We start from the raw sequence: 12,741 nt of genomic DNA on the forward strand, positions 1-12,741 counted from the left end.
ACGGGGCCGGAACTAGGTGCGCCGGGAGACCGGCAAGGAGTAGATGGTGCAGGTCCATTGCAATGAAGGAGTAGCGATCGACCCCGAGTCATGGGCGATCCGTCGTGAGGAGACCGGTAATTTCTGTGGTGTCAAACAAGGGTTGTTAGGCTCTAGCAGTCCCGTTAGCATCGTTTTGAGACAAAGCGATGGCGGTGGAATGATCGAGGGCCGGAACGAATTTGACGACACATGCCGGAAGGAGGTCCGCATAGACAAGAGCTGAGAGAGCCTGTTCGACTCGACATCTGCTTGTCGATAACCGATAGCTAGAAGATCATGGCAGCGCTGCAGAACGCGGTCGTGAATCATGAGGCGGAGACATATGCCCTTCTCGCCGGTTTTGCCCGGACTGCCATACACTCCGACCGGTCACCGACTACACGACACGCCGGATCCGAACCGTCTGCGGCACCATTGAGGTTCGCAATCCCCGATGGATGCTGTGCCGGGAATGCCATCCAGGGCCGATCGAACGACACCGGAGCTGATGGAACTGATGGCGCGGCTAGGAAGCATGCTGCCCTACCGGCAGGCGCCAAAGGTGCTGGCCGATTCCTGCCCACTGAACCGACTGAGACGCATGCGATCGTGCGCAAGGTACGATCAGGATCGGCAAGCGGCTCGACGACCAGGTCATGCAGGAAACTGGCGTGCGAGGTCCCAAACGGATGACCGATGGCACCTTGAGATGCAGCTTCCCGGAGCTCGGCGCAAAGAGTTCGTCATCAGCATCGATGCGGCGTACGTTCGTAGCGCTGATCAACATTCGGCGCGAATTTTCGAGCTCGTCGCGGCCAGATGCGCCCGCGGGGGACGGGGAGAAAGGGGCGGTCGCTATTTCTTAACCGGCAGCACCGACCATCAGGCAATCCGCGATCGTGCTCTTCGCCCGCTCTAGGAAGTCGGATATGGCGGCTTTGGGGATGTGACGGTGATCTCGGACGGGGCCGAAATCTTAAAGCGGCTGCCCCGCGCCATGCCGAAACCAACGACCCACATCATCGACTGGTTTCATATTGCCATGGAGATCCAGCCCATACAGCAGATCGCCGATCGCATCGGGCCCTTTTGAGTGCTTCCAGCCATCGGCAGGGACGTCAGAACTGTGAAGTGGCGTCGTGGCATGGGCGGGTCGGCCGCGCGATCCGCGACCTGGAGCAACTTCCCAGGACAGATTCAGTTGCGGCATGCTGCATAGCTTCGCTTCGTTCTCACAACATTGAAGACGTGCGGCCAAGTCTGCTCAGCTATCGCTTGGCCTGGCTCGACCAACCGGCACCCCGCTGTCGCATTTTACGGCTCTGCGGAATTGCATGTACGAGGCAAACCGCTTGACACTGGCTCCCTGGGTTCTCTGGAACGATGCAAACGTGCGCGTTACTTAGTCCCCCTCGGTCTCCATCATTCATGGGCGCAGCTCGCCGATAATTTCGGCTGGCGAGCATCGAACGCGCGACATCTCTGCGCTACGCAGGCTGGCAAAGGCCTGGAGCACAGCGCCAAAGCCGAACCATACATCGGCGATCCGCCCTCTGAAATGTGACCGCGACCATCATCCGATCAGCATTGGATTGTCCGGATCCCCATGGATGCAGTCAGGCGGACGGTCGTGGCCAGCCGGCCCTCAGTGCAGTTGACGACAGTGCTCTTGGCCGACACACGAGTAGCAGAGTGCCGTGTGATCTCCCGAAAGGGAGGCCGGTAGTCCATCACCAGGGTTTTGTCAGAGCCAGTCCCGGTGAAGCGGGCGCAGTGACTCTCTCCGCGGCATAGTCGTCGAGCTGGCGAGAGAGAGAGGTCTGCCTCAGACGGGGCGGTTTTCGCGTCTGTTTTTCACCGGCTCCATTTTGGCCAGTCCGTACTCGTATGAAACTTCCGTGTATGATCCACCGATGTCCTTGGCCGCGTCGAGCAGGTAGTCGAGCCTACCGGCCGTACCGAGCTTCTTGATGTCATTCTTGTCGACGCCGGCGAGGTCCATCATCTCCTTCCACACAGTTGATTCGTCGCAAGGCAGAATGCGGAAGGTGATGTCGCCTATCTTGGTGCGGTACTTCGCGAGCAGATCAATGTTGTTGCAGAAAATGAAATAGCTGCCTTTGGGGCTCAGCCTGCCATCCAGAACCTTTGCGGCCTGAGGTAGATACGCGAACGAATGCAGATATCCGGCAAGGACTGGGATGGTCGGTTCGCCTTCCTGCGCGATTGCAAGAACTTGTTCAATGGAATAGTCCGGCGGTCGTTTTTCGTCGGCGAGCTGGGCTTGGAACTTCAGCGCGATGTCGCCCCGAAATCCAAATCGTCCCGGCTTCGTTGTCTCGGTCTTAAGCACCGCATTCAGCAACCGCCCCTCCTTGTCCAACTGGCCAAGAGCGGTGTTGTCGATGGACGTCATGGAAGGCTCCTCATCAATCTGTCGTGTACATGCATCGCCAATGCGGCGTGTCCGCTGACCTTATGCAAGTTGTTTGCCGTGCGCCCATGTCTGCAGCGACGCACACGGTAAGCGGCGGATTGGCGCAATGTGCAGGGATAATACGTGCTGGCACCATCACGAGGTCTCGGCCGGATAAGGGCGGGACGCCCGAAAGCCGCCTGTCGCAAACCAGACAGGTCGCAAATCGAATGGTCGCCGCCTTCAAAACCAATGGATTTCAGCTGCATCTCGATTGGCATGGGATTTGCGAATTGTGCCTCCGACAGATACTGAGAGCGAGCCAGAAATGATCAGCCTAACGGACAGCGCCATCAACGCACTGAAGGCCGCAATCTCCTCGACGGCCCAGCCTACAAGCGGTTTGCGGGTCATGGTCGAAGGCGGCGGTTGCCAAGGGTTCACGTACAAAATGGGTCTTGCTCATGAGCCGGTCTCCGATGAGCCCGTGTTTGAGCAAGACGGGATCAAAGTCTTCGTCGACAAGGCGAGCCGGGCGCATCTCAACGGCACCACGATCGATTTCGTGGTGTCGCTCGAAGGATCAGGGTTCCGCTTCGATAACCCAAATGCCAAATCGAGCTGCTCCTGCGGCAAATCGTTCAGCTGAGCCGCCTTCGGACCATTCGCAATGGAAGGAGCATCGAACATGGGCCTGAAGGCTGAACGAACGAATCAGTCTTCGAGTGCAGAGGCTTCCGATCGCGCGCGGATTGTCCGTGCCGTGCTCGATGAGATTCGGCCAAGCCTCAGGCGTGATCGTGGGGATTGTGAGCTCGTCGGAATCGAAGGCAACAAGATCATGGTCAGGCTCACCGGCGCCTGCATGTTATGCAAGCTTGCGGGAACGACGCTCGAGGCCATTCAGGCGCGCCTGATCGAGCGGCTCGGCGAGTTCGTCCGCCTGATCCCGCTCCCCGCAGCTGCCAAAGAGGGGCCTTAAGTGCAGAGCGGACAGTCCATGCAGCCGATCTACCTGGATAACAACGCGACGACCCGTGCACATCCATCGGTAGTCGCGTCAATGCTGCCGTTCTTCTCTGGGCAATTCGGCAATGCGTCGTCCGGGCATGCATTCGGCATTGAGGTTGCGCCCGCATTGAAACAAGCGCGCCGGAAGCTGCAGGCTCTCGTTGGCGCGGCATTCGATCACGAGATCGTCTTCACCTCGGGCGCGACTGAATCCGACAACACCGCGATCCTGTCCGCGCTCGCCGTGCAGGAGGGACGCGACGAGATCGTCACTACGGCCGTTGAGCATCCAGCCGTGCTGTCCCTTGCCGAGGAGCTGGGCCGACGCGGAATCAAGACCCATGTCATTCCGGTCGATGCAAGCGGCCGATTGAACATCGAGGCTTATCGCAACGCATTGTCGAGGCGGACGTCAATCGCCTCGGTCATGTGGGCCAATAATGAGACCGGTACGATCTTTCCGGTGAAATCCCTGGCCAAGATGGCGCGCTCAGTCGGCGCGCTCTTTCACACCGATGCGGTCCAGGCGGTCGGGCGGATTCCGATTGACCTGAAGACTACGGACGTCGACATGCTGTCGCTCTCCGGCCATAAGCTCCATGGTCCGAAGGGGATCGGCGCGCTGTATGTGCGCAAGGACACCAGGTTCCGACCGCTGATCTTCGGCGGCGCACAGGAGCGGCATCGCCGCGCTGGCACCCAAAACGTTCCGGGCATTATTGGGCTGGGCAAGGCGGCGGAACTCGCTGCGGCACACCTCATACAAGAGCAGACGCAGATTGGCATGCTTCGCGACCGGCTGGAGCAAGGCATACTCGCTCTCGGCTGTTGCATCGTGCTTGGTGATATCAAGAACCGCTTGCCAAATACGTCCAACATCGCATTCGAGCATCTCGAAGCAGAGGCCATCGTCGACCACCTGAACCGCAACGGAATTGCCGCCTCGCTCGGTTCAGCCTGCGCGTCCGGTTCGATGGAGCCGTCCCATGTCCTGCGCGCGATGAGAGTACCACCGGCCTTTTTGCGCGGTGCGGTTCGCTTCTCGCTGTCGCGCGAGACGGCGCCGGGTGAGATCGATCGTGTCCTGCAAGTCCTGGCGGACATCAATGCCAAACAGAGAGCCTTGTGGCGTGCGTGTCAGGAGCGCGCGGGCGAGAGCTCACAAGTTGCGGAGCTCCTATGAAGGTCATGATTCGCCGTTCGCCCGAGACGGGGCTTTCGATTTATGTGCCCAAGAAGGATCTTGAGGAGTCGATTGTCGAATGTGAGCACGAGACGCTGTGGGGTGGTTGGATTAGAATCGCGAACGGGTGGGTGCTCGACCTACCCGCGATGGCGAGTGACACCATCCTTCCAATTACGATCAATGCCAGGAAGCGCGACGGCGAAGCAACCGAATGATGAATGCTGCGACTCCACAGAACCTCGCCAAACCAGCGGATGCGGAAGCTGTTCTTGGCGTAGCGGTCCGGCCTTTGCGAGGAAGGCCACATCAATCCCTGGCTTTGGCTTGGCGTGGTCGAAGGTTCCAGCCGAACCTGCCGATGACTCCGGAAGCGGTCGAACCGTCCTTGGGACCCAAGATGGCGCCGACGCATGGTGTCAAACGCAATACTCGGCCTAGGCCTGCACTGTTGGGCCAGCGAGATGGCGTTGCCGGGGAGGCCTCGCGAGGGCCCATTGTGCTACATCGCCAGCCCGGTCGTTACATTCCGCACATCTTCACAGCGTCAGGCCAATCGCTGCAACTCCGCAAGATGCAGTTTCGAGAGGATTGGATCTCGCACCGGGCCAAGTCGTAGCTCGCAAATCGTGATGCAACGGTCGCGATGCAAATCCTTGAATCAGTCGAATTGCGCGAAGACTAAGGTTGTAAATGACGCATCGTCATACAAGGAGCGTCGACGACTCGCGAACTGGAAGGCCAACGCCCTCCGCTCCTGACGATGATCCCTATCTGTGGTTGGAACAAATAGAAGGCGCGCGGGCGCTGAACTTCGTCGAGCGGCAGAATAGCAGAACCCTGGAGGTGTTTGGCGGACCCGCAGCCGAACGAGACAGAGATGCGCTGACAGCGATTTACGACCGACCTGACAATATCCCCTATGTCAGCCGGCGCGGCGAGTATCTCTACAATCTCTGGAGGGACGCCAATAATCCACGCGGCCTCTGGCGGCGAACCACTCTGGAAGAGTATCGCAGGCTGAAGCCATCATGGGACATCCTGCTCGACCTCGATCAACTTGCGGTCAGCGAAGGCAAAGACTGGCTTCTGAACGCTACGGCCGCACCGCCTGGAAATCACTCGCGATGGATCTTGAGTCTATCGCGCGGCGGAAGCGATGCCGTCACCTTGCGTGAATTCGACTCAGACACGAAGCTCTTCATCCACGACGGCTTTGTCTTGCCGGAAGCCAAAGGCAGCGGCGTATGGCTCGATTTTGATACGCTGGTCTTGTTAAGCTCCCATGGTGACGGCATGGCCGCGACCACGGGCTATGCGCGCACGGTGAGGCTGTGGCGGCGTGGTACGCATGTTGACAACGCGGAAGTGATCTTTGAGACCAAGGCCGCTCATGTGTCAGTCGGTTGCAGTGTTGACGACACTGTCGTGCCGCCCAGGATCTGGTTCCTCGATGCGACAGACGTCTCCAATTGCGTGGTCTGGCTGGGCGATGAAACGGGAGCCAAGACGAGGCTCGATTTGCCAAGTAACATCTGGATGCGGTCGCATCGCAACTGGCTTGCCCTGAAGCCGCGCGAATCCTGGTCTGTGGCAGGGCACACCTATGCCGCGGATACGGTGCTCGTCATCGCGCTGCCGGCATTCCTGGCGGGCAGCCGCCAGTTCGAGATTCTCTTCGAGCCGGGCCCGCGCCGTGCGCTGCAGAGCTTCTTTTGGAGTGCGGGCAAGCTTGTGCTTTGTATTCTCGACGAACTCCGCCCAGTCTTCGAGATCTGCACGCCATCCGATCATCGCTGGAACGGCGAGCAATTGGGCGGGCTTCCTGATCTTGGCGTCGTTGACATCTGGTCTCTCGATCGCAATCCGTCCGAGAGCAATGGCGACTTGCTGGCTCACGTCGAGGATCCGCTCACCCCGCCGTCTCTCATCCTGCTGGAGCGGGGCGTGGGCAGTCCCGCCGTGCTGAAGCAGGCGCCGAAGACGTTTGCCGCGGAGCACTGCGTGGTCACGCGGCACGAGGCCATCTCGATCGACGGCGAGCGAATTCCCTACCTACAGACCGGGCCGGTCAGACAGACCGGCAACGCGCCGGTCCATCTGAGCGGATATGGCGGGTTTGGAATCTCCGTGAAACCTTATTACAATTCCGCGCTCGGTAAGCTTTGGCTTGACTGCGGCGGCACCACGGTTCAGGCAAATTTGCGCGGCGGCGGTGAGTTCGGCACGCGCTGGCACGACGCCGGCCGGCTGGCCGGCAAGAGATTGTCGCATGACGATTTCGCAGCCGTCGCCGCCGATCTCGTTAAGCGCGGCGTGACACAGGCCAAGCGGATCGGGGCCGAGAGTGGATCGAACGGCGGCATCCTCATTACCAACATGCTAACGCGATATCCTGGGCTCTTTGGCGCACTGTTCTGCACCGTCCCGCTGATCGACCTGCGCCGCTACACCAAACTGCTCGCCGGGGCGAACTGGCTCGCCGAATATGGCGATCCCGACAACCCTGAGGAGTGGGAGTGGCTGAAGACCTATTCTGCCTATCATGCCGCAAGACCCGGGCAGTCCTATCCACCGATCCTGATGGCCACCAGGCGGCGGGACGATCGCGTCCATCCCGGACATGCGCGCAAAATGGCAGCGAAGCTGCAGGCGATGGGCTATGAGGCTTATTTATACGAGCATGCCGCCGGCGGCCACGGCTATGGCAAGGACAACAGGGAGCAGGCCGGCTTGTTGGTGCTGGGCCTGCGTTTCCTGAAGAGCAGGATCGGCTGGCTGGATACCGAGGACGTCAGCGACGTAGTGTAGTTGTTGGACGGCAGTTCGTGCGATGTCGACCGAGGCGGCTGCAGCTTTACGAATCTGAGGTGTCCACACCCGCACCACCTACTCGAGATGCCTACCAACGTTTGGACGCACGGTCCAATCCGTGGCCGTGGGGACCCTGGGCACCAGGCGTTTTCTCTTCACCTGCCCGACAATGCGTCCGGAGTGTCAGGAAGGGGCCCGCGTGATCTTCACGACATAGGTCGGTAACGGGTTTCTTGTCTGCATCTAGGAAGCATCGCCGGTTCAAGTTGTCCTTCAAAGCGTCCGGAACGTCTTTTGCGGATTGTGCTTTGCATACGCGTCACATTTCGGCGACAAGATCAACTTTCAACGACACCAGCCGCCATGCTCTTTGCCCAAGGGCATAGATGAACCAGCGTACCGCCCTCGTAATAGCGCTGCCGGGCGCTCTTGTGATCGCAATTCTGTCAGCTTTCGAACATGAGTTGATAAAACGGACATTCGAACAGACGGTGCCTAACTGCTTGACGCGAAACACAAAATACGTTTGTGGCAGGTATGGCACGCCAGTTGCTCTTGGCTTTTCAGAAACGACTCTGGGGATGCTTGCTGGAAGGATTCGGCTTGCGAAGAGAATTGGAAAAATGAGTACTTCAGCGCAACACCAGGTAGCCTGCGGCGGCGGCGAGATCAGCGAGACCATGCAAGTCATGGCTAAGCACAACAGCTGCGGTACGGTCGGTGGGAGCGGCAAGGCCAGGTGCCGATCTCAGGCCGGCATCGGCAATGTGCCAAATGAGGTCTGGGAAAAGGTGAAGAACCATCCCTGCTACAGCGAGGAGGCGCACCATCATTATGCCCGGATGCATGTCGCCGTCGCACCCGCCTGCAATATCCAGTGCAATTACTGCAATCGTAAATACGATTGCGCAAACGAATCGCGCCCCGGCATTGTCAGCGAGAAGTTGACGCCGGAGCAGGCCGCCAAGAAGGTGCTGGCGGTCGCTTCCGCCATCCCTCAGATGAGCGTGGTCGGCGTTGCTGGCCCTGGCGACCCCCTGGCGAATCCGGACAAGACATTCAAGACCTTCGAGCTCGTCAATAAACTCGCGCCAGATATCAAGCTGTGCCTCTCGACCAACGGTCTGGCGCTAGCTGATCATGTCGACACGATTGCAAGACTTAAGGTCGATCACGTGACGATCACGATCAACATGATCGATCCCGATATTGGCGCAAAAATCTATCCCTGGATCTTTTACCGCCACAAGCGCTACACCGGCATTGAAGCTGCAAGCATCCTCAGCAATCGGCAGCTCCAGGGCCTGGAGATGCTCACCGCGCGCGGCATCCTGTGCAAAGTCAACTCGGTGATGATTCCCGGGATTAACGATCAGCATCTGGTTGAGGTTAACAAGGCCGTGAAGTCGCGCGGCGCCTTCCTGCATAACGTGATGCCGCTGATTTCGTCACCCGAGCACGGCACCGTGTTCGGTCTCAGCGGGCAACGCGGCCCGACCGCACAGGAAGTGACAGCATTGCAGGATAGCTGCGAAAGCGAGATGAACATGATGCGTCACTGTCGCCAGTGCCGCGCCGACGCCGTCGGACTGCTCGGGGAGGACCGCGGCGCCGAGTTCACCATGGAAAAGATCATGGCCATGGACATCAAATATGATGAACAGGCCCGAAAGGAGTATCAGGCCAAAGTCGAGAAGGCGCGCATTGCAAAGCTTGCGGCCAAGCAGGAGCAGCTTGCTGGGCTTGCCAGCGCGTCCAGCGAAATCAAGGTGCTGGTGGCGGTTGCAACCAAGGGCTCGGGATTGATCAACCAGCACTTCGGTCATGCCAAGGAGTTCCAGATCTACGAGCTCTCAACTTCGGGCGCAAAATTCGTTGGCCATCGTCCTATTCATTCCTATTGCCAGGGCGGCGATGGCGAGGACAGCAAGCTCGAAATCGCCATCGATGCCATTAACGACTGCCATGCCGTGCTCGTGTCAAAAATCGGCGGCTGCCCGAAGGCCGAATTGATCAAGGCCGGAATCGAACCGGTCGATCAGTACGCCTGGGAGTTCATTGATGGCTCGGCGATCGCCTGGTTCAAACTCTATCTCCATAAAGTCAATGAGGGGAAGATCAAGCACATTGAGCGGGTCGATCCGGCGGCCCGCCGCAATGCGCTGATTTCCGCCGCCTGAGGATGGGTTCAGACAATGCCGTTCAAGATCATCGCCTCGCAATGCACGGGCTGTTCGGCGTGCGAAACGCAGTGCCCGAACTTCGCTATTTCCGAGCGAGCCGGCGTTTTCCTGATCGATCCTGAGAAATGCACCGAGTGCGCCGCCTACTTTGATGAGCCCCAATGCGTGGCGGTTTGCCCGGTTGACAATACATGCGTGCTTGATACGGCGCTGCCGCGTCACCAGGCTGCTTGAGGGCCACGATGGATGTCACTACGACACTCGTTCAGAAACTCGGGCGGATGATGCTCCGCCTTCACGAGGCGCCGGCCACGACTTTCCCCTTCTCAGACCGGGTGGACGGCTCTCCCTGGTCGCTAACCTTTTCGCCAGTTGTCGACCCATATTCTGGCAACGCGCACGTGGGCGGGAGCGCTCGAGCTATTCCTGTCGACCCGAAGGCCGCTGTCTTGGGCGTCAAGGATCAATTTCGCCGATGGACCCACAAAGGGCTGACCCGTCTTCCACGATATCAATCCAGTCACGTGCGGCCATCATTGAACAGGCGACATTCATGCCCGAGGCCTTCTTCAGTTGGTCATCCGAGAGAGGGCGTCCTCACCGAGCCGTGTCTTGGTCGCACGGTATCGAGCCGGCTAAGCATCATCACAGGGCGACAGGGCTATCCTATCACCTCGATGAAGGTGCAGAAATACACCTGCGCCACGGCAGGGCGTTCGGACCCGATCACGTGATGCGGAAACGAATTTCCTGCCACCGGTGCGGTCGGCGCCACCAAGTTGGAATTCGGCTGCCATGAGAGCACCTCGTGCGGGTCTTCCTGTTCCCGCTCAACGCCTATTGCCGACTTGCAGGTGCGTCTCGGGCAACCCGGCGAAGGACGGCAACTGTCGGAGGCTGCTGGTGCTTTGTCCCGCGGACCATGCTAGCGCCAAGGTATTGTTCGGCACGCTCGAGCGTATGGGCGGGACCGTGAGTGATGACGTCCACAATGCCCTCGGTTGCCGGGGTAATCAGGTCGACTCTGTCAGCTGTGCGCTTCCCGCGCTGAAGCACGCGGCTCGCGGCCGGCTCAAGCACGCCCGGCTCGATCACAGACGCGCGTGCCGCGTCGATGGCTTCTTCAACATCAACCATGGGCTCACGGATAGTTATCTCGAGCATCTGGATTTTAGGCTGCGGGCATTGATGTTGCTGCACCGGGATCCCGACAGGCTCATGCAATCCGTGACCCCAAGCGCCGCCGTGCGGGAATGGAGGGGGTCCATCGAGCATCATGATAGGGCGGTTCGTAAGCCCGGGCGCTCGCGAGGCGCGGTACAGTTGAACCATGGAGCGGGGACGGCAGCATGAGCAACATCGCCCGTGATAGTGACATCGTCGAGCTGACGGACGCCCCCTTCTTTGATTATGGTGACAACGTGCGGGCCAACCGCACCATCCGCAACGACGGCACCTATGTGGGCAAGGAGATCGGTGAGGTTCTGGTCAAGAAAGGAGAGCTTGGCTATGTCGTCTCGATCGGCACGTTCCTGCAACAATTTTATATTTATGGAGTCGAATTCCTCGGCTCCGGCAATCGCGTCGGCATGAAATGCAAGGAGCTCGATCTAGTCACGCCAAGCCACGAAGGCGAGGAGCCGTTGTTGCCAGGAGCGGCACCCCGATGATCGAACCCAGATCGCCAAAATACCGGTCAGGCCAACGTGTCAAGGCGGCGATCGATCTGCTCAACGACGGTTCCTTTCCCGGCGCGTCGGCGGAAGAGTGTCTGGTCAGCGTCGGGTATATTGGTCAGATCGTCCAGGTCGGTCGCCATACGGAAGCGAACCTACCCATTTATATGGTCGACTTCGGCAAGCAGTTGGTGGTTGGCTGCCTCGAGGCAGAAATCTCTGCAGTCTAGGATATCGCGCAATGAACGCAGCAATCATCAGACGACATCATTCTGGATTGCCTGCGCATCCCAACGAGCTCGACCGGTGGCGGATCGTGCGCGCGCTGAAGAAGCGCGAGCACTACCGATATGTCTCGCCAAAGGTGACAGCGGTTGCTGGCGGCTATCTGGTCGAGAGCCCGTGCTGCTCAGGCAATATCAATGCGGAGGGCGGCCTCGGTCGAGGTCGCGCTGCTGCACCACGATAGGACTGGGGCGGCATGGCAGCTGCTCCGCAAAGATCACCGCACGGGCGTTTGGGAGTGGCATTCAACCCATCAACGGCTTGGCCTGGCAACAGCGGTTCTGAACGCCGACCCTGAACGTTTGTTCTGGCAATAGATTGTGGAGATGGTGCTCGAAGGCGTCTTGACGGACATCGAGTAGACGCTCGCCGCTATTCATACAGCCTCTGAGCCCTGCCTGACGCTCCGGCAGAAAGCTCCACATCTTGCCTGGATTTGTTGCGAGGCGTCCGAGATGACGCAGAATCCGTTCCGCCGGGTTGGAAGTTCGACCTGCATCTACTCGACAGTGAAGGTCACTGTTACAGATCACGAATGATCCGCAGCGCGCCGGCATTGTGCTGGCCAAGCGCTCTGGCAAGGCGATCAAGCAATCGCCTGCCGGTGCCAAGCTCACACAGGACGGCTAGGCCCGCGGGTTGCTTGCCATGCCGTAGTGCCCGGCCCGGGAATATCACGATCAGGTCGCTCGCTCGTCCATCGGGTCCATAAGACGGGGACAGGCGATGGTCTCCCAGAACTGTTCGCTGAGGACGGAATCGCCTGGGAACGTCAACGTGGCTTATTAAACCAAGGATACTGCGGTAGATGAAGTTTGGATCAGCGAGCCGTGCTCGATCTGCTGACGAGGAATAACGCTCAGGCTTTGTAAGATGTGCCTTTGTGAGTACTCGCCCTTAGGTCCACCGCCGTGCACTCGCCGTGAAGGCCGGTTGATGATGCGCGCGCAAGTGAGGCAGTGCGACTGTCCCGGCCCATCCGCTCTAGGGTCTGTTGGGATTCAGGATTCTCATCGGGGCTTGGTTGTGATTCAAGCTTGGGATGGACCGATACGTTTTGACTGACGCCCAATGGGCGAAGATGGAGCCGCATTGTCTTGGCAAGCCGGGAGATCCGGGCCGCAGCGGCAAGGACAACCGACTGTTTGTCGA

Annotated in this window: 11 protein-coding genes and 1 pseudogene; 11 read left to right on the plus strand and 1 reads right to left on the minus strand. The window is 59.3% G+C overall.

What is annotated here, in order from left to right:
- Window positions 1-967: 967 nt before the first annotated feature.
- Window positions 968-1,114: a hypothetical protein gene (locus IVA74_RS20150; protein ID WP_247347514.1), complete on the plus strand. Its 147-nt coding sequence runs from the start codon at window positions 968-970 to the stop codon at window positions 1,112-1,114.
- A gap of 732 nt (window positions 1,115-1,846) precedes the next feature.
- Here IVA74_RS20150 and IVA74_RS20155 read toward each other — a convergent pair.
- On the minus strand, window positions 1,847-2,437 hold the full coding sequence (locus tag IVA74_RS20155; protein ID WP_247347515.1) for a hypothetical protein: 591 nt from the start codon (window positions 2,435-2,437) through the stop codon (window positions 1,847-1,849).
- Between the two features lie 328 nt (window positions 2,438-2,765).
- On the opposite strand from IVA74_RS20155, the gene IVA74_RS20160 reads away from it, so the two are divergent.
- From IVA74_RS20160 to IVA74_RS20205, 10 genes and pseudogenes are all read left to right on the plus strand, one after another.
- Window positions 2,766-3,086 carry an iron-sulfur cluster assembly accessory protein gene (locus IVA74_RS20160; RefSeq protein WP_247347537.1) on the plus strand — a complete coding sequence of 107 codons (321 nt, stop codon included), beginning with the start codon at window positions 2,766-2,768 and terminating at the stop codon, window positions 3,084-3,086.
- Window positions 3,087-3,125: 39 nt separating this feature from the next.
- Window positions 3,126-3,419, plus strand: coding sequence for a NifU family protein (locus IVA74_RS20165; protein ID WP_247347522.1), 294 nt, complete (start codon window positions 3,126-3,128; stop codon window positions 3,417-3,419).
- Window positions 3,420-3,437: 18 nt separating this feature from the next.
- Window positions 3,438-4,631, plus strand: coding sequence for a cysteine desulfurase NifS (nifS, locus tag IVA74_RS20170; RefSeq protein ID WP_247347524.1), 1,194 nt, complete (start codon window positions 3,438-3,440; stop codon window positions 4,629-4,631).
- Complete coding sequence (gene nifT, locus IVA74_RS20175; RefSeq protein ID WP_247336471.1) at window positions 4,628-4,849, plus strand: putative nitrogen fixation protein NifT; 222 nt, start codon at window positions 4,628-4,630, stop codon at window positions 4,847-4,849. The genes nifS and nifT overlap by 4 nt, the downstream gene beginning before the upstream one ends.
- A gap of 475 nt (window positions 4,850-5,324) precedes the next feature.
- A complete protein-coding gene (locus tag IVA74_RS20180; protein WP_247347526.1) occupies window positions 5,325-7,442 on the plus strand; it encodes a prolyl oligopeptidase family serine peptidase in 2,118 nt (705 codons plus the stop codon).
- Between the two features lie 626 nt (window positions 7,443-8,068).
- Window positions 8,069-9,625 (plus strand): nitrogenase cofactor biosynthesis protein NifB, encoded by a 1,557-nt coding sequence (nifB, locus tag IVA74_RS20185; protein WP_247299144.1) that lies wholly within the window; start codon window positions 8,069-8,071, stop codon window positions 9,623-9,625.
- Window positions 9,626-9,640: 15 nt separating this feature from the next.
- Window positions 9,641-9,862 (plus strand): 4Fe-4S binding protein, encoded by a 222-nt coding sequence (locus tag IVA74_RS20190; RefSeq protein ID WP_247299039.1) that lies wholly within the window; start codon window positions 9,641-9,643, stop codon window positions 9,860-9,862.
- A gap of 1,115 nt (window positions 9,863-10,977) precedes the next feature.
- A complete protein-coding gene (locus IVA74_RS20195; protein WP_247347529.1) occupies window positions 10,978-11,298 on the plus strand; it encodes a nitrogen fixation protein NifZ in 321 nt (106 codons plus the stop codon).
- The gene (locus tag IVA74_RS20200) at window positions 11,295-11,534 is read left to right on the plus strand and encodes a nitrogen fixation protein NifZ (protein WP_247347531.1); all 240 of its coding nucleotides are present in this window, start codon (window positions 11,295-11,297) and stop codon (window positions 11,532-11,534) included. The genes IVA74_RS20195 and IVA74_RS20200 overlap by 4 nt, the downstream gene beginning before the upstream one ends.
- A gap of 11 nt (window positions 11,535-11,545) precedes the next feature.
- A pseudogene (locus IVA74_RS20205) lies at window positions 11,546-11,906 on the plus strand (hypothetical protein).
- Window positions 11,907-12,741: the final 835 nt, after the last annotated feature.

Origin of the sequence: Bradyrhizobium sp. 132, from assembly GCF_023074185.1 — a bacterium.
Classification (GTDB): domain Bacteria; phylum Pseudomonadota; class Alphaproteobacteria; order Rhizobiales; family Xanthobacteraceae; genus Bradyrhizobium.